Annotated in this window: 20 protein-coding genes; 7 read left to right on the forward strand and 13 right to left on the reverse strand. The window is 63.6% G+C overall.

The annotated features are described in order from the left end of the window. Window positions 1–21 precede the first annotated feature (21 nt). The 8 genes from AC1DSF_RS01350 to AC1DSF_RS01385 form a co-directional block, all read right to left on the reverse strand. Window positions 22–453, reverse strand: coding sequence for a DUF2147 domain-containing protein (locus AC1DSF_RS01350; protein ID WP_478124915.1), 432 nt, complete (start codon window positions 451–453; stop codon window positions 22–24). Between the two features lie 5 nt (window positions 454–458). Further along, window positions 459–2,255 (reverse strand): acyl-CoA dehydrogenase C-terminal domain-containing protein, encoded by a 1,797-nt coding sequence (locus AC1DSF_RS01355; protein ID WP_478124916.1) that lies wholly within the window; start codon window positions 2,253–2,255, stop codon window positions 459–461. A gap of 84 nt (window positions 2,256–2,339) precedes the next feature. After that, a complete protein-coding gene (locus AC1DSF_RS01360) occupies window positions 2,340–3,029 on the reverse strand; it encodes a TetR/AcrR family transcriptional regulator (protein ID WP_478124917.1) in 690 nt (229 codons plus the stop codon). Window positions 3,030–3,159: 130 nt separating this feature from the next. Continuing rightward, window positions 3,160–3,681: a hypothetical protein gene (locus AC1DSF_RS01365; RefSeq protein ID WP_478124918.1), complete on the reverse strand. Its 522-nt coding sequence runs from the start codon at window positions 3,679–3,681 to the stop codon at window positions 3,160–3,162. After that, a complete protein-coding gene (locus AC1DSF_RS01370) occupies window positions 3,678–4,208 on the reverse strand; it encodes a hypothetical protein (protein WP_478124919.1) in 531 nt (176 codons plus the stop codon). Before AC1DSF_RS01370 ends, AC1DSF_RS01365 begins: the two co-directional genes overlap by 4 nt. Before the next feature lie 167 nt (window positions 4,209–4,375). Continuing rightward, the gene (locus AC1DSF_RS01375) at window positions 4,376–5,224 is read right to left on the reverse strand and encodes a fumarylacetoacetate hydrolase family protein (RefSeq protein ID WP_478124920.1); all 849 of its coding nucleotides are present in this window, start codon (window positions 5,222–5,224) and stop codon (window positions 4,376–4,378) included. Window positions 5,225–5,249: 25 nt separating this feature from the next. After that, complete coding sequence (locus tag AC1DSF_RS01380) at window positions 5,250–5,996, reverse strand: SDR family NAD(P)-dependent oxidoreductase (protein WP_478124921.1); 747 nt, start codon at window positions 5,994–5,996, stop codon at window positions 5,250–5,252. Then, window positions 5,993–6,727 (reverse strand): SDR family oxidoreductase, encoded by a 735-nt coding sequence (locus AC1DSF_RS01385; RefSeq protein WP_478124922.1) that lies wholly within the window; start codon window positions 6,725–6,727, stop codon window positions 5,993–5,995. The genes AC1DSF_RS01380 and AC1DSF_RS01385 overlap by 4 nt, the downstream gene beginning before the upstream one ends. A gap of 172 nt (window positions 6,728–6,899) precedes the next feature. Between AC1DSF_RS01385 and AC1DSF_RS01390 the strand changes: the two genes are divergently transcribed. From AC1DSF_RS01390 to AC1DSF_RS01405, 4 genes are all read left to right on the forward strand, one after another. Further along, window positions 6,900–7,607: a FadR/GntR family transcriptional regulator gene (locus tag AC1DSF_RS01390; protein WP_478124923.1), complete on the forward strand. Its 708-nt coding sequence runs from the start codon at window positions 6,900–6,902 to the stop codon at window positions 7,605–7,607. Between the two features lie 9 nt (window positions 7,608–7,616). Then, the gene (locus AC1DSF_RS01395; protein WP_478124924.1) at window positions 7,617–9,143 is read left to right on the forward strand and encodes a UxaA family hydrolase; all 1,527 of its coding nucleotides are present in this window, start codon (window positions 7,617–7,619) and stop codon (window positions 9,141–9,143) included. A 12-nt stretch (window positions 9,144–9,155) separates the two neighbouring features. Next, window positions 9,156–10,214 carry a malate/lactate/ureidoglycolate dehydrogenase gene (locus tag AC1DSF_RS01400; protein WP_478124925.1) on the forward strand — a complete coding sequence of 353 codons (1,059 nt, stop codon included), beginning with the start codon at window positions 9,156–9,158 and terminating at the stop codon, window positions 10,212–10,214. Window positions 10,215–10,432: 218 nt separating this feature from the next. Then, window positions 10,433–10,783, forward strand: a complete 351-nt coding sequence (locus tag AC1DSF_RS01405; RefSeq protein ID WP_478124926.1) for an alpha/beta hydrolase — start codon at window positions 10,433–10,435, stop codon at window positions 10,781–10,783. An 84-nt stretch (window positions 10,784–10,867) separates the two neighbouring features. On the opposite strand, the gene AC1DSF_RS01410 is transcribed toward AC1DSF_RS01405, so the two are convergent. Then, complete coding sequence (locus AC1DSF_RS01410) at window positions 10,868–12,247, reverse strand: TAXI family TRAP transporter solute-binding subunit (protein ID WP_478124927.1); 1,380 nt, start codon at window positions 12,245–12,247, stop codon at window positions 10,868–10,870. Window positions 12,248–12,368: 121 nt separating this feature from the next. On the opposite strand from AC1DSF_RS01410, the gene AC1DSF_RS01415 reads away from it, so the two are divergent. Then, a complete protein-coding gene (locus tag AC1DSF_RS01415) occupies window positions 12,369–12,767 on the forward strand; it encodes a YjjA family protein (protein ID WP_478124928.1) in 399 nt (132 codons plus the stop codon). A 21-nt stretch (window positions 12,768–12,788) separates the two neighbouring features. Here AC1DSF_RS01415 and slmA read toward each other — a convergent pair whose 3' ends face one another. Next, window positions 12,789–13,433, reverse strand: a complete 645-nt coding sequence (gene slmA / locus AC1DSF_RS01420) for a nucleoid occlusion factor SlmA (protein WP_478124929.1) — start codon at window positions 13,431–13,433, stop codon at window positions 12,789–12,791. Between the two features lie 118 nt (window positions 13,434–13,551). Here slmA and galE point away from each other — a divergent pair, with 118 nt between their 5' ends. Continuing rightward, window positions 13,552–14,571, forward strand: a complete 1,020-nt coding sequence (gene galE, locus AC1DSF_RS01425; protein WP_478182212.1) for a UDP-glucose 4-epimerase GalE — start codon at window positions 13,552–13,554, stop codon at window positions 14,569–14,571. A gap of 127 nt (window positions 14,572–14,698) precedes the next feature. On the opposite strand, the gene argB is transcribed toward galE, so the two are convergent. Both argB and AC1DSF_RS01435 read right to left on the reverse strand, forming a co-directional pair. Continuing rightward, the gene (argB, locus tag AC1DSF_RS01430; protein ID WP_478124931.1) at window positions 14,699–15,592 is read right to left on the reverse strand and encodes an acetylglutamate kinase; all 894 of its coding nucleotides are present in this window, start codon (window positions 15,590–15,592) and stop codon (window positions 14,699–14,701) included. 39 nt (window positions 15,593–15,631) lie between these two features. Further along, the gene (locus AC1DSF_RS01435; protein ID WP_478124932.1) at window positions 15,632–16,726 is read right to left on the reverse strand and encodes an MraY family glycosyltransferase; all 1,095 of its coding nucleotides are present in this window, start codon (window positions 16,724–16,726) and stop codon (window positions 15,632–15,634) included. Window positions 16,727–16,770: 44 nt separating this feature from the next. Between AC1DSF_RS01435 and AC1DSF_RS01440 the strand changes: the two genes are divergently transcribed. Then, window positions 16,771–17,541, forward strand: coding sequence for a glycosyltransferase family 2 protein (locus tag AC1DSF_RS01440; protein WP_478124933.1), 771 nt, complete (start codon window positions 16,771–16,773; stop codon window positions 17,539–17,541). Here the strand turns inward: AC1DSF_RS01440 and AC1DSF_RS01445 are convergent. After that, window positions 17,523–18,575, reverse strand: a complete 1,053-nt coding sequence (locus AC1DSF_RS01445) for a glycosyltransferase family 2 protein (protein WP_478124934.1) — start codon at window positions 18,573–18,575, stop codon at window positions 17,523–17,525. The two genes, AC1DSF_RS01440 and AC1DSF_RS01445, sit on opposite strands and share 19 nt — an antisense overlap. Window positions 18,576–18,594 lie beyond the last annotated feature (19 nt).

Genomic DNA, 18,594 nt, shown 5'->3' on the forward strand with positions numbered 1-18,594 from the left:
CAAGCAACGGGGGTGGGCTCCTCACATGCGGTTCCAGGTTTGCGTGCGCCAGAACGGCCCGAGGTAGCCGCGCACTTCCAGTTTCTTCCCGCCGTCGATCGGCGTGAAGCTCGCGCGATATTCCTTGCCGTTTTCGGGGTCGAGGATTTTTCCGCCTTCCCACACGTCCTTGCCCTCGGCTTTCTTGCCGCCCCGGATGATCTCCAGACCAGCGATCGGCTTGCCCTTGCGGTCATCGGTGCACTCCTCGCACACGGCGTCAGGCTTTGCATCCTTCCTAAGCGTCTTTTCGATGCGGCCTTGCAGTGCGCCGCCTGATTCGCTGATGCGGATTTCAGCCTTCGCCTCGCCAGTCTTGTCGTCGACGCTGCGCCAAAGCCCGACCGGGCTGACCTGCGCCAATGCCGACGCACTGCCGGCCACGAGGAAAATCACTGCGAGCAGGGATCTCATGGCGTTCAAGCCAGTGCGGCGTCCGTGTTCATGAGCGATGCGGCGCCGGCGCGCGCGGTACGCATCAGGGACGCTGTCTCGGGGAAGAGCTTGGCGAAGTAGAAGCGCGCCGTCTGCAGCTTGGCCTGGTAGAACGGGTCGGTGTTGCCGGCGGCGATCTCGCGCAGCGCCGTGCGCGCCATCAGCGCGAAGAGGTAGCCGAAGACGAAGTGACCGGCAACGCGCAGGTAGTCGACAGCCGCCGCGCCAACTTCGTCCGGGTTCTGGAAGCCCTTGAAGCCGATCTCGGTCGTGAACTTGGTGAGCTGCTCACCTAGCACCGCCACCGGCGTGATGAACTCGCTCATCTTTTCGTTGACGCCCTCTTCTTCCACCAGCTTGCCCACGAGCTTGCCAAACTTCTTCAAGGTCGCGCCGTTGTTGCCCAGCACCTTGCGGCCGAGCAAGTCGAGCGACTGGATGGTGTTGGTGCCTTCATAGATCATGTTGATGCGGTTGTCGCGCACGAACTGCTCCATGCCCCATTCCTTGATGAAGCCGTGGCCGCCGAAGACCTGCATGCAGGCGTTGGTGGAGATGTGCCCGTTGTCGGTGATGAAGGCCTTCACGATGGGGGTGAGCAACGCGACGATTTCTCCCGAGTCCTTGCGCACCTTCTCGTCTGGATGGTTGTGCTCCTTGTCGAGCAGCAACGTGCAGTAGATGGCCAGCGCGCGGCCGCCTTCGGCATAGGCCTTGGCAGTCATCAGCATCTTGCGCACGTCCGGATGCACGATGATCGGATCGGCTTCCTTGTCCTTGGCCTTGACGCCCGAGAGCGAGCGCATCTGGATGCGGTCCTTGGCATAAGCCAGCGCGTTCTGGAAAGCCACTTCGGTCAGGCCGAGCGACTGGTTACCCACACCCAGGCGCGCTGCGTTCATCATCACGAACATCGCGGCCAACCCTTTGTTGGGTTCGCCGACGAGCGTGCCGCTGGCGGCTTCGAGCACCATCTGCGCCGTCGCATTGCCGTGGATGCCCATCTTGTGTTCGAGGCCGCCGCAGTAGATACCGTTGCGGCTGCCGAGCGAGCCGTCGGCGTTCACGTTGAACTTCGGCACCACGAAAAGGCTGATGCCCTTGCTGCCCTTGGGCGCGTCCGGCAGGCGGGCAAGCACGAGGTGGATGATGTTCTCGGCCATGTCGTGTTCGCCGGCCGAGATGAAAATCTTGTTGCCGGTCAGCTTGTAGGTGCCATCGGCCTGCGGCTCGGCCTTGGTGCGCAGCATGCCGAGGTCGGTGCCGCAATGCGGTTCGGTCAGGCACATGGTGCCGGTCCATTCGCCGGTCGTGAGCTTGGGCAGGTAGGTCTTTTTCTGCGATTCAGTGCCGTGCGCCACGAGGGCTTCGTAAGCGCCGTGCGACAGGCCGGGGTACATCGTCCACGCCTGGTTGGCCGAATTGAGCATTTCGTAGATGCACTGGTTCACCACGAAAGGCAGGCCCTGGCCGCCGTAGGCCGGATCGCAGGACAGTGCCGCCCAGCCGCCTTCGACGTACTTCGCGTAGGCGTCCTTGAATCCCTTGGGCGTCCTCACTTCGTGCGTGGTCTTGTCGAGCACACAACCCTCTTCGTCGCCGCTGATGTTGAGCGGGAAGGTCACTTCGGACGCAAATTTGCCGCCTTCTTCGAGCACTGCGTTGATGGTGTCCGCATCGACTTCCGCATGCTTGGGCATCGCCTTGAATTCCTCGGTGACTTTCAGCACCTCGTGCATGACGAATTGCATGTCGCGAAGAGGTGGGGTGTAGGCGGGCATGTAGAGATCTCCGGATTTGAAAGAAGGATTGAAAGAAGGAATTGAGAGAAACAGGAACTGAAAGAACGATGCCGAGCTTGCGGCTCAGGGAACCGTCTTCAAGCGACGCCGCGCCGGGCGGGCGTTCGCGGCGGCAGTCGGAGCGTCGGACGATGCGCAGCGTGCCAGGATGTTGTCGAAACCGACGTTGGCTCGCGCGAGCGAATCGGGAGAGCGCAGAAAGCGCGCTTCGTAGTGCAGCGCCAGGATCAGTGCGTGGATCTCGAATGCGATCTGCTTCTCGTCAGCGTCCTCGCGCAGGTGGCCTTCGGACTTGGCCTGCACGACCGCTCGGTACATCGCGCCAAGCCACGTGTTGACCGAATCAGCGAGAGCGTCGCGCACCGGTCCGGGCCGATCGTCGAATTCGACCGCGCCGCTGATGTAGATGCAGCCCGAGTCGATCTCGGCAGACGTGCGCTTCATCCAGTTGGCAAAGAGCGCGCGCAGGCGCGGCAGTCCGCGCGGGGCATGCAGTGCTGGGTAGAAAACTTCCTGTTCAAAGCGCGAGTGATATTCGCGGACGACAGAAATCTGGAGTTCCTCGCGCGAGCCGAAGTGGGCGAAAACGCCCGACTTGCTCATCTGCGTCACTTCGGCAAGAGCGCCGATCGAAAGCCCTTCGAGGCCGATCTGGGCGGCGAGATTCAACGCCGCATCGATGATGACGGCCTTGGTCTGCTGTCCCTTCTGGGGCGCACGGGCGGACTTGGCGGAAGCGGAGGACACGGGCATTGCGTGGCTTGCAAAATAAAACGAACGATCGTTCTATTTTGCAGGACTTTTCTGTCCTCCGAAAGTGCAAAGACCCGCAACAGTCGCGGGTCTTTTTCTCATCCTGCCCCATTCCATCCTGCTGCTTGGCCTATTGCAGCGTTCCCCAACGCGAAACCGCCGGCTCGGCAGTTGCCCATTTCCAGCCATTCGCGCCTTGGCAAGCAAAGGTCACGAAGCGGGGCTGCGGGATTCCGGCGCTCTTCGCGTCCGCGTCGTCGACCGAAAACACCGCCTCCTTGCAAGCAGCCAGAGGTGTCTTGAAAGCTCGGGCGACGGTGACCTCGCCTTGCGCATTGCCGTAAGGCACGGAGTGCCGAATCTCCCAAGGGCGGCGCTCTCCGATTTCCATCTGGCCGACCACGGACGCGATCTGCGCCTGCTCTTCCTGGCTCAAGTGGCGCATGAACCTGTTGATGGATTCATTCACGCCCGCCTGCACGCCAATACCGACGGCCACGCCCACAGCCGGATTCGAAGCCGCAGCGCCGGACGCCACGCCTGTGACCGCGCCGGCAATGCCGCCGACAGATTTGCAGGCACTCAAAGCCGCAAGACACGCCATCACGGCGGCCAGCTTCAATCCCCCACGCGCAAGGACATCGATGGTCACTGCAACGATCCCCAGCGCTCTGTCGCGGGCTCGGCTGATGCCCAGGCCCAGCGGCTGCCGTTGCGGCAGATGGACGCCACATAGAACTCACTGGCCGGCAGCGCGTTCCTGCCGCTCTGCTCTACCGAAACGACGATCTCCTTGCAGTCGAGCTCGCCGGTACTGATGACACGGCTGACCGTGACGCGGCCGGCTTCTTCGGGTTCGAGCGGAAGCGAAAGCTTCGTCTTCCAAGGCTTGACCTGGCCGATCTTGAGCGGCCCGGCGATCTGCGCAATCTGGTGCTGCGCCTCTGCGTGGATCTTTCGCTGTCCGTACTGAACGCCGGAGCGCGCGATCGCCTGTACGCCGATGCCAATGCCAGCTGCGACGCCAGCGTTGTCCGTGAGCGCACCGGCGATTGCGCCGCCGGCAATACCGGCTCCGGCCGAAGCGCTTTCGCTCAGCAGCGAACCACACCCGCTCAGCGCCATTGCCGAGCTGAATGCGATGAGGCCCGCCAATGCGAGCCGATGGGAATAGAACATTTGAGCGCTGATCCTGACCGAAGAGACTTGGAATCCCGCAAGCGCGACAGACGCGGTTGGAGCGGAATTTCAAGTCTCGTCGATAGAACCAGCGACCTGTTCTCGACAGGAGCGCGACCTTTCTGATTTATCAGTAGGCCATCGCCATACGTAGCGCGTTCAGACGTTCAGAGCTTGAAGGGGACGACTTCCTGCCGTTGCTCTCCGAGACCCTCGATCCCCAGCGTCATGACGTCGCCCTTCTTCAGGAAGAGCGGCGGCTTCATGCCGAGGCCGACGCCCGGCGGCGTGCCGGTCGTGATCACGTCGCCGGGCATCAGGGTCATGAACTGGCTGAGATAGCTCACGATCTTGGCGACGCTGAAGATCATCGTCTTTGTGCTTCCGGTCTGCATGCGCTTGCCGTTAAGGTCGAGCCACATGCCAAGCTTCTGCGGGTTCGGAACATCGTCGCGCGTCACCAACCACGGACCGATCGGGCCGAAGGTGTCGCAGCCCTTGCCCTTGTCCCAGGTGCCGCCGCGCTCGATCTGGTATTCGCGCTCGCTGACATCGTTGATGGTGCAGTAGCCGGCCACGAAATTCAGCGCGTCCTTTTGCGACACATAGCGTGCGCGTGCGCCGATCACCACGCCCAGTTCGACTTCCCAGTCGCTCTTGACGGAGTTCTTGGGCAGCATGACGGCATCGTCAGGACCCTGGATGCAGCTGATGGCCTTCATGAAGACCACCGGCTCAGCCGGAATCGGGAGGCCCGATTCGGCCGCATGGTCGGCATAGTTGAGACCGATCGCGATGAACTTGCCGACGTTCGCAACCGGACAACCCAAGCGTGGCTTGCCCCTGACCAGCGGCAGCTTGTCGACCTTCGCCCGGCGCAGCTTGGCGATGGCGGCGTCGCCCAACTGCTCCGGGCCGATGTCCTTGACCAAGCCGCTGAGATCGCGCAGTTTGCCGTCTTCATCGATGAGGCCCGGCTTTTCCTTGCCCGGATTGCCATAGCGAACGAGTTTCATCAGTCAGTCCTTTCAGTTGCATGCATCAATAGGTCGAACGGCCACCCGAGAGGTCGAACACCGCGCCCGTGGAAAATGAACAATCCTCGGTGCAAAGCCACGCGACCATCGCCGCGATTTCCTCGACCTTGCCGAAGCGGCCCATCGGGATCTTCGACAACATGAACGCGATGTGCTCCGGCGTCATCTGGTCGAAGATTGCGGTCTTCACCGCTGCCGGCGTCACGCAGTTGACGCGAATACCGGTGTCGGCGAGTTCCTTGCCGAGCGATTTGGTCAGTGCAATCAGGCCTGCCTTGCTCGCGCTGTAGGCGCTGGCATTGGGGTTGCCTTCCTTGCCGGCGACTGAGGCGATGTTGACGATGCGGCCATAGCCCTGTGTCCGCATCTGCGCCACGACTTCACGGCAGCAGATGAAAGGACCGTTGAGGTTCACGTCCACCACTTGCCGCCACGCATCGACGGGATAGTCCCAGAGCTTGGTGTTCGGTCCGGTGATGCCGGCGCTGTTGATGAGCGCATCGATGCGGCGCGCCTGCGCAAGCGTCGCCGCGACTGCCTTTGCCACCGAAGGCTGCTGCGTCACGTCGACCGTGAGCGCGAAGGCCTTGGCTCCAAGCGCCCATGCAGCCTTGGTGGCGGCCTCGCCGTCGCGATCCCAGATGGTCACGCTGCCGCCGGAAGCCAGCAAACGTTGCGCTATGCCGTAGCCGAGTCCGGTGGCCCCGCCGGTCACGACTGCATGCCGGCCGGCGAAGTCGAGTTGATTCATATCGTGATGCCGCCATCGGCCGCGTAGGCCTGCCCGGTGACGAACTGCGATTCATCGCTGGCAAGGAACACGATCAGCGGCGCGATCTCTTCGGGCTGGGCCAGCCGGCCCATGGGCTGGCGCGCGACGAAAGCCTTGCGCGCTTCCACCGGATCGGGATTGGCGTTGATACGGTCGCCCAGGGACGGCGTGTCGACTGTGCCAGGGCACACCGCGTTGCAGCGAATTCCCTGCGCCACGTAGTCGGCCGCCACGCTCTTGGTCAGGCCGAGAACGGCCGCCTTGGTCGTGCCATACACGCAGCGGTTGGGCAGCCCCTTGATGCTGGAGCAAACGCTCGCCATGTTGATGATGCTGCCGCGGCCCTTCGCGAGCATGCCCGGCAGCACGGCCTGGATCAGCCGAAACTGCGCACGCACGTTGAGATGAAAGGCAAAGTCGAGATCGTCTTCGGTTGCCTGCAACGCCGTGCCGTTGTGCACGACGCCGGCGCAGTTGAAGAGCACGTCGAGCGCAGGCAGCGCCTTCACGAATGCGGCGATGGCGGCCTTGTCGAGCACATCGAGCTTCGACGCCTGGATGTTGGCGACGCCTGCGTAGCGTTCGAGCAGTTTCTCGTTGATGTCCGTTGCCCAGACTTGCGCGCCCTCAGCCGCGAGAGCGAGTGCGCTGGCGTAGCCGATGCCTTGTCCGGCTGCCGTCACGAGCACGGTCTTGCCCTGGAGTCTCATGCGATGCCCCTCGTTTTGAATCTGATGGGATGGCTTTGCGCCGCTTGCAATCGTCGCGTCGAGGGTTTCGCCCGATGGCCGCTGCGCGGTGCCAATCGTATTCTGAATTGGCCTGACCACTTGTCCAATTCAGGACAACCCTTAAGCCCGGCGCCAGCGCGCCGCCTGATTCGTGCCGCTACAGACCCTCGAACCGCGCCGTCTCTATCGCCAGATCGCCGACCAACTCCGCGACCTGATCGCGACAGGCGAATTTGCCACCGGCGATCGACTGCCCGCCGAGCGCGACTTGTCTCGCGCCCTTGGCGTGAGCCGGCCGTCGGTGCGCGAGGCGCTGATCGCGCTGGAAGTCGAAGGCTGGGTCGAGGTCAGGACAGGCTCCGGCGTGTACGTGCTCGATCGCTCGAAGCGGGCGGCTGCACCGGTCGAAGCGACCGAATGGGGGCCGCTCGAACTGATCCGCGCTCGGCGCGTGGTTGAAGGCGAAACGGCCGCCCTCGCCGCCACACTGGGCAAACGCAAAGACGTGGCCGCGATGACACGCGCGATCGAACAGATGCGCGAGCATGCCGACCGCAACGTGATGCCGCTCGAAGGGGACCGGGCTTTTCATCTCGCCATCGTGGATGCCTGCGGCAATGCGGTGTTGTCAGAAACCGTGCAGACCTTCTGGGATTCGCGCAATGGGCCCATCTTCACGCGGCTCGGCGGGTATTTTGAGACCGTGAAATCATGGCGCTGCGCCATCGCCGAGCATGAAGCCATCCGCGACGCCATTGCCGAGCGCGACGCGGAAGGCGCGCGCAAGGCGATGCATGCGCACATGGACAAATCGCACCAGAGATTCAGCGCGAGCTGGCGCCGCGCACAGGCTTCCTAGGACCCGACGATGAACCCATTTATTCGACTCCATCCCGCTGACGACGTGGTGATCGCACGCGGCCAACTGGTCGGCGGCACGCCGGTCGAAGGCGTCACCGCCCGCGGGCTGATTCCGCCCGGACACAAGGTTGCCGTGCGTGCCATCGCGCAGGGCGAACCCGTGCGCCGCTACAACCAGATCATCGGCTTCGCGAGCAAGCCGATCGCGCCCGGTGAACACGTACACACGCACAACCTCGACATGGGTCCGGACAAGGGGCATTTCGAGCGCGACTATGCCTTCGGCGCAGATGTGAAGCCCTCGCCCGCGCCGCGCGAAGCCACCTTCATGGGCATTCGCCGCGCAGATGGCCGCGTGGCAACCCGCAACTACATCGGCGTGCTGACCAGCGTGAACTGCTCGGCAACGGCTGCCCGGGCGATCGCCGATCACTTCTCGCGCAAGACGAACCCGGCGGCGCTCGCGGACTATCGGAACATCGACGGCGTGGTCGCGCTCACGCACGGCACGGGCTGTGGCATGGACACCGGCGGCATGGGCATGCAAATCCTGGAGCGCACGCTGACCGGCTACGCAACGCATGCCAACTTCGCCGCGGTTCTGGTGGTCGGCCTCGGCTGCGAGGCGAACCAGATCAACGCGTGGCTCGCCACCGGCAATCTCAGCGAAGGCGAGAACTTCCGCGTCTTCAACATCCAGGACACGGGCGGCACGCGCAAGACGGTCGAGAAAGGCGTGGCACTCATCAACGCGATGCTGCCGCGCGCGAATGCCGTGAAGCGCGAACCCTGCAGCGCTGCGCACATCACGATCGGGCTCCAATGCGGCGGCTCGGATGGCTATTCGGGCATCAGCGCCAATCCGGCGCTCGGCGCGGCGGTGGACCTGCTGGTCGCCCATGGCGGCACGGCGATCCTTTCGGAAACGCCCGAGGTGTACGGCGCCGAGCATCTGCTGACGCGCCGCGCGGTGCGCCGCGAAGTCGGTGAAAAGCTCGTCGAGCGCATCCGCTGGTGGGAGCACTACACCGCCATCAACGAAGGCGAGATGAACAACAACCCCTCTCCGGGCAACAAGGCCGGCGGGCTCACGACCATTCTCGAAAAATCGCTCGGCGCAGTGGCAAAGGGTGGCACCAGCAATCTCGAAGCGGTCTATGAATACGCAGAGCCCGTGCGTGCGCATGGCTTCGTCTACATGGACACGCCGGGTTACGACCCGGTCAGCGCGACAGGGCAAGTGGCCGGCGGCGCAAACATGATCTGCTTCACCACCGGGCGCGGCTCCGCCTATGGCTGCGCGCCCTCGCCTTCGCTCAAGCTGGCGACCAACTCAGCGCTTTGGCAGCGGCAAGAGGAAGACATGGACATCAACTGCGGCGAGATTGTCGAAGGCACGGTGTCCATCCAGGAAATGGGCCAGCGCATCTTCGACCTCGTGTTGGCAACCGCCTCGGGCGAGCATTCAAAGAGCGAAAAGCACGGCTACGGCCAGAACGAATTCGTGCCGTGGCAAGTCGGCGCGGTCATGTGACTGAGAAAAACAATGTCCAGAACACTTCACGCATCCACACTTCGAAAGCAAGTCGCAGCCATCATCCAGGCCGCGGGCAGCAGTCCGGCCGAGGCCGAACAGGTCGCAGGCAATCTCGTCCTCGCCAATCTGAGCGGACACGATTCGCATGGCGTGGGGATGGTGCCGCGCTATGTCGGCGCGGTCGCCGAAGGCGGGCTCAAGCCAAATGCATCCGTCAAGATCAATCTCGACGCAGGCGCGATGCTCTCGCTCGACGGCCAACACGGCTACGGGCAGATCGTCGGCGTGCAAGCCATGGAACTCGGCATCGCGCGCGCGAAGCAGCACGGTAGCTGCATCGTCTCTCTCGCGCATTCGCATCACCTGGGGCGCATCGGGCACTTCGCCGAAATGGCGACGGCGCAGGGGCTGGTGGCCATGCACTTCGTGAACGTGCTTTCGCGCCCTGTGGTGGCGCCGTGGGGCGGCGGGGATGGGCGCTTCGGCACCAACCCGTGCTGCATCGGCGTGCCGCTCGCGGGCGCGCAGCCGTTCATCCTCGACTTCGCCACCAGCCGCGTGGCCCAAGGAAAAATGCGGGTCGCCTACAACAAGGGCGAGCGTGTGGCTCCCGGACACCTGATCGACGAGCATGGGGCACCCACCAATGATCCCGGTGTCGTGGTTGTGCCCCAAAGCAATGGCCTCTTCGGGGCGCTCATGACTTTCGGCGAACACAAGGGTTATGGCATGGCAGTGGCTTGCGAACTGCTCGGCGGCGCACTGACGGGCGGCGGCACTTGGCACCGCCCGGCCGACACCGCCAAGACCGTTCTCAACGGCATGCTCGCGGTGTTGATCGACCCTGCGAAGCTGGGCACGCAAGCCACCTTCGAGCAGGAAGCACGCGCCTTCATCGATTGGCTGCGTCAGAGCCCGCCGGGCGCCGGCTTCGATGCCGTGCAGATCGCGGGCGAACCTGAGCGCAAGGCGCGCGCAGCGCGCGAGCAAGAAGGCATCTGGCTCGACGACGCGACCTGGCGCGAAATCGTCCAAGCAGGCAAACAGGTCGGTGTCGAAATCGACTGACGGGCCAGGGAGCGCGCTTCGATTGTTTCCAAACGAGTGACACCGCGCTTCCTTTTTCGAGGGTTTTTACTTAGTCTTCTAGCGCAAACTTCGTCTCACGGACCGGCAAACAAGCTGATCTGAGTGAACAGGCACAGAGCGCTGTCGCTTCCGGCAACGGATACCGACACACCCCGCGACCGGTTCGAAATCATCCATCGAATTGAAGGAACTGTGAAATGAAGACCTCGAAAATCGTCGCCGCCGCTGCCCTGACCTTGCTCGCAGCCGTGGGCGCACAAGCCGAAACCTATGACGGCGTCCATGCCCTGACCAACGGAAACACCCGCGCCGAAGTGGCTCCGGGCGCAGTGACGGCCGCACGCAGCGGCAACCCGTACAGCGACAGCGCCCAAGCCGGCGTGCAGAGCATTGCTTCGACGACCGACCGCAGCACCGTTCGCGAGGCAGCCGTTGCGGCAGCCCACAACCCGCTGCAAAGCCTTGACCGCCGTGCGTTCTATCGCGACCAAGTGCCTGCCGCTTACAGCAAGCCCAGGGTTTCGTTCACGCGCCAAGCCGCCCTGTAATCCACCGCGATCAGGTCGAAAGAGCCGGACCCGCATGTCGGGTCCGGCTTTTTTTCGTTTGATGGCTGATGCGCAGCCCGCCAATCAACGCGCTGGCTTGTGCCCGGACTCGCCGCTTTCGATCTGGCGCTGCAATTGCGCGCGCACGTAGTCCACGTGCTGGCGCAACGTGTAGACGCGGTCGGTGAAATCCAGCGGGAACTTGGTTTCGATGATTTCTTCCTCGATGTGATCGAGCCGGGCCAGGGCTTCGGCGCGCTCGCCCGCGTCGAGCTTGCGCGACGCCAGATCCTGTTCCAGGAATTTCAGTTCTCCGTAGCGCCGATACAGCCGGCTCTGGCGCCGCCAGGCGATCAGCTCGGGCAACACCCGCGCCAGCGGAATCAGGATGGCGGCCAGCGGCACGAGCAACAGAAGCAGCCGCTGCACGTAATTGGCAGCCCAGAACGGCAGGTAGTTCTGCAGGAACGGGCGGCCATTCTTGAAGTAGCGCTCCGCATCGGTCGACAGCGGAAAGTCCGCGGCACGCAAACTCGGAAAATCCTCCGGCCGATTGATGAGGCTCGGCTGCCTGTGCACCTGCCGGGCCGCTTCGAGCAGGAGATAGACCAGCGCCGGATGCAGTTCATCGCGCGCGACGAGGTTCGCGGTCGTGGCGAGCAGATTGATGTCGCGCGACGGCATGTCGCGCTTGGGGTCCACCGATCCGCGCTTCAGGCTCACCGGCTGGAAGTACGGAAAACGCCGCGCCAAGCCTTCGACATGATCGAGCGAAGCCAGCCGCACCGCGCTGTTCGCGAGAAGCGCCTGCACAGCCGGGGCCTCGGGCGCGGCGATGATGATGGCGGCATCCACCTGCCGGCTGGTGAGCAGGTCCGCTGCCGTCATGCCTCCGGCACTGACAAACGTGGTGCCATCGGCGGCGCTCTGCTGCCCATCGGCAACAGCCACCCCGTAGACCGACAACAGCTGGCTGGCGACCTTGTAGTTGCCGCTGCCCGGAACACCCACTGCAATGCGCTTGCCAGCGAGCGCCCCCAGCCCCTTCGACACATCGAGGCTGTGCGTGAAGATCCACACCGGCTCGAAAGCCACCGTGGCCAGTGAACGCAGCGGCGTCGCGTCGGGTGAAGTGTCTGGGTCGACGGCGAGAACGCCCGTCCCACCCTGGGCGAACGCGACCGACACCGAGCCCTCGTTCAGGCGTTGAAGGTTCTCGACGCCGCCGCTCGAAGTGCGCAGTTGGAGCGTGATGCCGTTGGCCTTCAATATCTCCTGGTAGCGCAGGCCGAATCGGTGATAGGCGCCGTCGATAACGCCGGTGCTCATCACGAGGGTCCGAGGCGGCGTCGGACTCACGTAGCGCACCACGGCCCAAATCAGCAATGTCAGCACTGCCACCAAGGCAAGCCAATACATCAGGCGTCTTGCGGTCGGCAGCGATGTAATGGCCGGAGTCTTCATGGTTGAAAGCGGGCTCGTTTCACGTCGCATTCTGACGACGAACTGTTTCAATGTCGCCGGCGCCACGCTGCGGGCTTGCGCTATGGTCGTCGGGTTTTTTCAAGTTCTCAAGGAGTGGTAGATGCATCAATTCGCACGGCACGGTTTCGCGCTGGTCCTGCTCGGCGCCCTCGGCGGCGCGCACGCACAAGGTCTGGACATGCTCAAAGGCCTCGCCGGAGGCTCGTCAGGCGCTTCGTCGCTGACTTCGGGAAGCGTGGGCAACGCCGCCGGTGTGCTGCAGTACTGCCTGAAGAACAACTATCTGAGCGGGGACGGCGCCTCGTCGCTGAAGGATCAACTGATGAGCAAGATCCCGGGCGGCAAGCCTGCGTCCGACGAGGGATTCGTGAACGGCTCACAAGGGATCTTGACCAGCAGCGACGGCAAGAAAGTCGATTTGACCGGCGGCGGGCTCAAGGCCGAACTGACGAAGCGGGCTTGCGATTTCGTCCTCAATCAAGCGAAGTCGATGATCTGACGCGCTCACCAGAGGCCGCCTTCAGAGCATCAGGGCGACAGCGGCGTCCAGGTGCTCTGACGGTGGCCGCCTGAAGCCCGAGCGCGCAAAGCGCTGGAGCCGCCCCACCACGAACGCGGTGAGCGCCGAAGCCCGCACTTGTGCATCGACCGTGGGAGTGGCGGCGCCGTCTTCGGAGGCCGCGTCACGCAGCGATTGACGCAGCGTCGCCTCGATCTTGTCGAAGAACTGGTTCATGCGACTTTGCAGGCGCTCGTTCTCGAAGACGAGCGCGTCGCCGACCATCACGCGAGTCATTCCCGGATTCTTCTCGGCAAACTGAACGAGCATCGCGATGATGCGCGTCGCCTGTTCGCGGCCTGCCGCATCGCGTTCGACGATCTGATTGATGAGCGTGAAAACGCTCTGCTCGATGAAGTCGATCAGACCCTCGAACATTTGCGCCTTGCTCGCGAAGTGGCGGTAAAGCGCGGCCTCGCTGACTTCAAGCCTCGCAGCCAGTCCAGCCGTGGTCACACGTTCGGCGCCGGGCTGTTCGAGCATGGCGGCGAGCGCCTGAAGAATCTGCACACGCCGTTCACCCGGCTTTGGCCGCTTGCGCGGCGCTACGGGCACCGGTTCTGAACTGCTGGGGGCGCCAAGGGCGCTTGACTCATCGTTCTGCATGGGCGCGTGCAAAATGTAAAAAAATGATTCTCGCACAGGGCAGTGAGTGCGTGCCTACAGGGCAAGTCCCTCTTGTCGCGCAGAATCTACAGGTAATTTCACCGTCCGAAGCAAAGCCATGAGCCCATCCATTCTTGTCACCGGCGGTGCCGGCTTCATCGGAAGCCATACCTGCGTAGCGCTCGCCGCGGCCGGCTACACCCCCGTGATTCTGGACAATCTCGGCAACAGCGATGCCCGGGTTCTGGAGCGGCTGAAGCGAATCATCGGCACTGCGCCGCGCTTCATCGAAGGCGACGTGCGCGAACGGCAACTACTCGACCGCGTCTTCCGCGAGCACGCGATCAGCGGCGTGATTCATTTTGCGGGGCTCAAGGCGGTCGGCGATTCGGTCGCCGATCCGATCACCTATTACGACAACAACGTCCACGGCTCCTTCGTGCTGGCGTCGGCCATGCAGGCTGCGGACGTGCGCACCCTGATCTTCTCGTCCTCCGCCACGGTGTACGGCGACCCCGACAGTTCCCCGATCCCGGAAGACGCGCCTCTGCGCCCGGCCAACCCCTACGGACGCTCCAAGCTCATGGTCGAAGAAGCGCTTTCGGACCTGCAGTACGCCCGACCCACCTGGAGCGTCGCGCTCCTGCGCTATTTCAATCCCGTCGGCGCGCACGACAGCGGCCTCATCGGCGAACATCCCCAAGGCAAGCCGAACAACCTGATGCCCTTCGTCTCCCAGGTCGCCGTCGGCCTGCGCGACAAACTCGCCATCCACGGCGGCGACTACCCCACCCCCGACGGCACCGGCGTCCGCGACTACGTGCACGTCATGGACCTGGCCGAAGGCCACGTCGCGGCATTGCGCCACGCCGAGCAAAAACCAGGATTGCTCAAGCTCAACCTCGGCACCGGCCAAGGCGCCTCAGTCCTCCAGGTCGTCAACGCATTCGAACGCGCCAGCGGCCGCCGCATCCCCTACGAGATCGGCCCAAGACGGCCCGGCGACGTCCCCRCCTACTGGGGCGATCCTTCGCTGGCGGAGTCGACCCTAGGCTGGCGCGCCCAGCGCAACCTGGACCAGATGTGCGCCGACAGCTGGCGCTGGCAACAAGCCAACCCCCGCGGCTACGAAGCCTAAAACACTCGCTCACCCACCGCCCCTTCCAGAAACACCGCGGAACTGGCTTCGCCAGGCCGCCGGTGTTGCCCCCGGTAGGGGGTTGGCGAAGCGACACGAAGTGCGCGCAGCTTGGGGGCGAGCTCAGCTACCTCGCCCTGATCATCGTCCCGAAAGCCTGCTCAGTCAGGATTTCAAGCAGCATTGCATGGGGAACGCGGCCATCGATGATGTGCACCGCGTTCACGCCGCTCTTGGCGGCATCGAGTGCACCTTCGATCTTCGGCAGCATGCCGCCCGAAATCGTGCCATCCGCAAAGAGCTCATCGATCTCGCGCGCGCTCAGGTTGGTCAGCAAATTGCCGCTCTTGTCCAGAACGCCAGGGGTGTTGGTGAGCATCATCAGCTTTTCGGCCTTGAGCACGGTCGCCAGCTTGCCGGCGACAACGTCGGCATTGATGTTGTAGCTTTCGTTTTGCTCTCCGAACCCGATGGGGCTCACGACCGGGATGAAGGCATCGTCCTGCAACGCCTTGACCACGCTCGGGTCGATCGAGACGATGTCGCCGACCTGCCCCACGTCATGCTCGAGGCTGGGATCGTTCCGGTCGGCCATCTTGAGCTTCTGCGCGCGAATGAGCCCGCCGTCACGCCCCGTCAGCCCCACCGCCTTGCCGCCGGCCTGGTTGATGAGCCCGACGATGTCCTGCTGCACTTCGCCGGCCAGCACCCACTCGACAACTTCCATGGTTTCGGAGTCCGTCACCCGCATGCCCTGGATGAAGTGCCCCTTCTTGCCGAGCCGGTTGAGCGCCGCCTCGATCTGCGGACCACCGCCATGCACTACCACCGGGTTCATGCCGACCAGCTTGAGCAGCACCACATCCTCTGCAAAGTCGGCCTGAAGCTCGGGGTCCGTCATGGCGTTGCCGCCGTACTTGATGACGATGGTCTTGCCGTGGAACTTGCGGATGTAGGGCAGCGCCTGGGCCAGGATCTCTGCCTTGTCGCGGGGCGGAATATTGACGATTGGATCGGGCATGTTTGGACGATCAAAAAGACGGGTTGGGACAATTGTGGCTCACGGTCGCAGCCAGCGAGGCACCTTGAATCTCACGATCATGAGATAGGCGGCCACGTAAGTCGCGACGAACAACGCACAGAACGCGATCAGCACCGGAGTGTTGTTCCAGAACAGCACGGCAGGCACCACCGTCAGCGCCGCGAAGATCCAGAGATACGGCGACGTCCTGTTGTTACGCGCCAGCAGTTGCCGCGCTTCGTCGTCGGCAAAGGCTACGCGCACGATGCGCCGGAAGATCAGCTGGTGAAAGTGAAGCGCGTCCGCCATGCCCGGCGACTGGCCGCGAGCGACCTTCCGGTAGATGGAAAAGACCGTCTCCCACACCGGATAGATCAGCAGCAACATCGGGAACCACGGCGAGACGACCCGGTGGCGCTGAACCAGCGTCACCGCGGCCACGGCAATCACCATGCCCCAGACATAGGCACCGCCGTCGCCGGCGAAGATCTTGCCGCGCGGGTAGTTCCAGATGAGAAAGCCGAGCGTGGCGCCGACCAGGCACATCACCATCGCTGCGAGTTGCCGGTCACCGACCTGAAGGGCCACGTGCGAAATCGCGAGGCAGACCAGCACCGCGACCGTACCGGCCAAGCCGTTGTACCCGTCGATGATGTTGAAGGCGTGCGGAAGACCGCCGATGGCAAGCGCCGCGAACACCATCGCCGCGAACGGCGCGGCCTGCAGCCAGCCATCGATCATTGGGAAACCGGTGCGGGCCACCCCCAGGTGCAGCACCCAGCACACCAGAAGCGCCGAGCCGATGGTGAGACCGAGCCGATAGCGCACCGAGACTCTCTGCGTCACATCCTCCACGATGCCGCCGAGGGCAGCCGGAGCGAGGCAAAGCAGCGTCAAGCCGGAGGTCTTGAGTGGCCAGGACACATTGAATGGATCGGAACTGATGCCGGCGACCAACCACGCAATGCCCATCCCGAGGAGGATGCCCGCACCGCCCAGTCGCGGCACATGGCCCCTGTGAAAACGCTGCGGCATGTCGGCCGCGTAGCGCCTCGCATGGCGGCGCGCGCGGCGCATGAAGATCTGAACGCCGATGGCGGAGATGAGGAAGCTGATGACGATCAGTGCAATCATGGGTGTGGAGCGGGAACCCTAGAATCCCCGGGCGAAATTAGACCATGCCCACGCCCTCATCCGGACAGCCCAAACCCGTCACCGTCTCGATCGTGAGCCACGGCCAACTGGCGCTCGTTCGCCCGTTGATCGAGGAGCTCGACCGCTTCAGCAGCGGCATGGTCGCCAAGGTCGTGCTGACGATCAACATCCCCGAAGCCGACCTGCTGGCGGGCGCGACGTGGGGCTTCGAGATCGAGCGCATCGAGAACGCGGCACCGAGGGGCTTCGGCGCGAATCACAACAGCGCCTTTGCGCACTGCGCGACGCCTTGGTTTCTGGTGCTGAATCCGGACATTCGCTTCGACGCCGACGTGCTGGCCCCGCTGCTCGCCCAGGCGAGCCCCCGCAGTGGACTGCTGACACCACGCATCCTCGAGCCCGGCAAGCCGGCGCCTGAACAGCATCGGGCCATCATCACGCCGCACGAAATCGTCGCACGCAAGCGGCCGGGCTATATCCGCCCTGCCGTGCCGCACTGGATTCCCGGGCTTTTCATGCTGTTTCGGAGCGAGGCTTTCCGCACCATCGGCGGCTTCGACGAGCGCTTCTTCATGTACGGCGAAGACTTCGACATCTGCGCCCGCACGCAACTTGCGGGCTGGACGCTGCAGGTCGCCGAAGATCTGCTGGCTCGGCACGACGCCCGACGCGCGAGCCGCACGGATGCAAAGCACCTCTATTGGCACATCACCAGCCTGCTCAAGGTGTGGAGTTCGCCCGCGTTCTGGCGATTTCGCCAAGCACTGCGAAGCGGTCAGCTCTCGGCGCGGTAGAGCCGCCGAAAGCCGCGGATCAGGGGAAACTTGGTCGCGGCGCCCACCGCCCGCACGAACCCGGGCGAACTGTGCGCCAGGAGGAACCGCGTGATCCGCAGCTTGGTCTTGGCGCGCCAGCCGACATACGGATTGGTCGTCACCATCAGGACATAGTCGTCCAGGTGCGCGAACATCTCGCCCCTGTACTCGTTGTCGAGCTTGATCGCCTGGATCGCATGGTCCACGAAAAGCTTGCCGAATCGCGGCATCAGGTAGTCGCGAAGGTAGAAGCGCCCGCGCTTCGGCTCGTCCGGAAAGGTCGCCGCGAGCTTCTTGAAGAAGCGATAGCGGCTTCGAATCATCCGGATGCCGAAAGACGTGCTCTCGGTGTGAATGCACCAGACCGTCACCGCGCGATCCAGAAAATAGTTGCTGTAGCCCTTGCGGAAGATGCGCATGAACAGGTCGTCATCCTCGAATCCCATGAACTGGGAGTCGAATCCGCCAACCGCATCGAAGGCCGCACGGCTCACCAGCGTGGCCGAGGGCAGCACGAACATATCGTTGCGCAGCAGATCGAAGATGCTCGTCTTCGGGTTGGTCTTGGAGTGCTCCTTGACCAGTTCGGTGCTGACGACGTTGCCGTCCACGTCCGCTTCATAAAGGTCGGCATAGACGAAGCCAAAACGAGCGTCATCGTGCGGAATCGCCCGGGCCAGCACCTCGATGTGGTTCGGAAGATAAAAATCGTCCTGGTCCAGGAAGCAGATGAAATCGGCCGTCGAAGCAGCGACGCCCGCATTGCGCGCGGAGCCTTGCCCGCCGTTTTCCTTGTCGACGATCCGGAATGGATAGCGGGCACTCAGGGCGCCGAGTGCCTCGCGTTCTTCAGGGCGCGAGCCGTCATTGACGACGATCACCTCATGGGCGGACACCGTCTGGTTGAAGACGCTCCTGACCGACCGCTCGATGAAATCGGCTCCGTTGTAGAACGGAATGACGACCACCACCGAAGGCTCGGCGGCGTTGTTGAAGGCTTGCGTGTCGTGCATTCGAGGGCCGGATGGTTCT

This window comes from Variovorax sp. 01N429 (assembly GCF_056399425.1).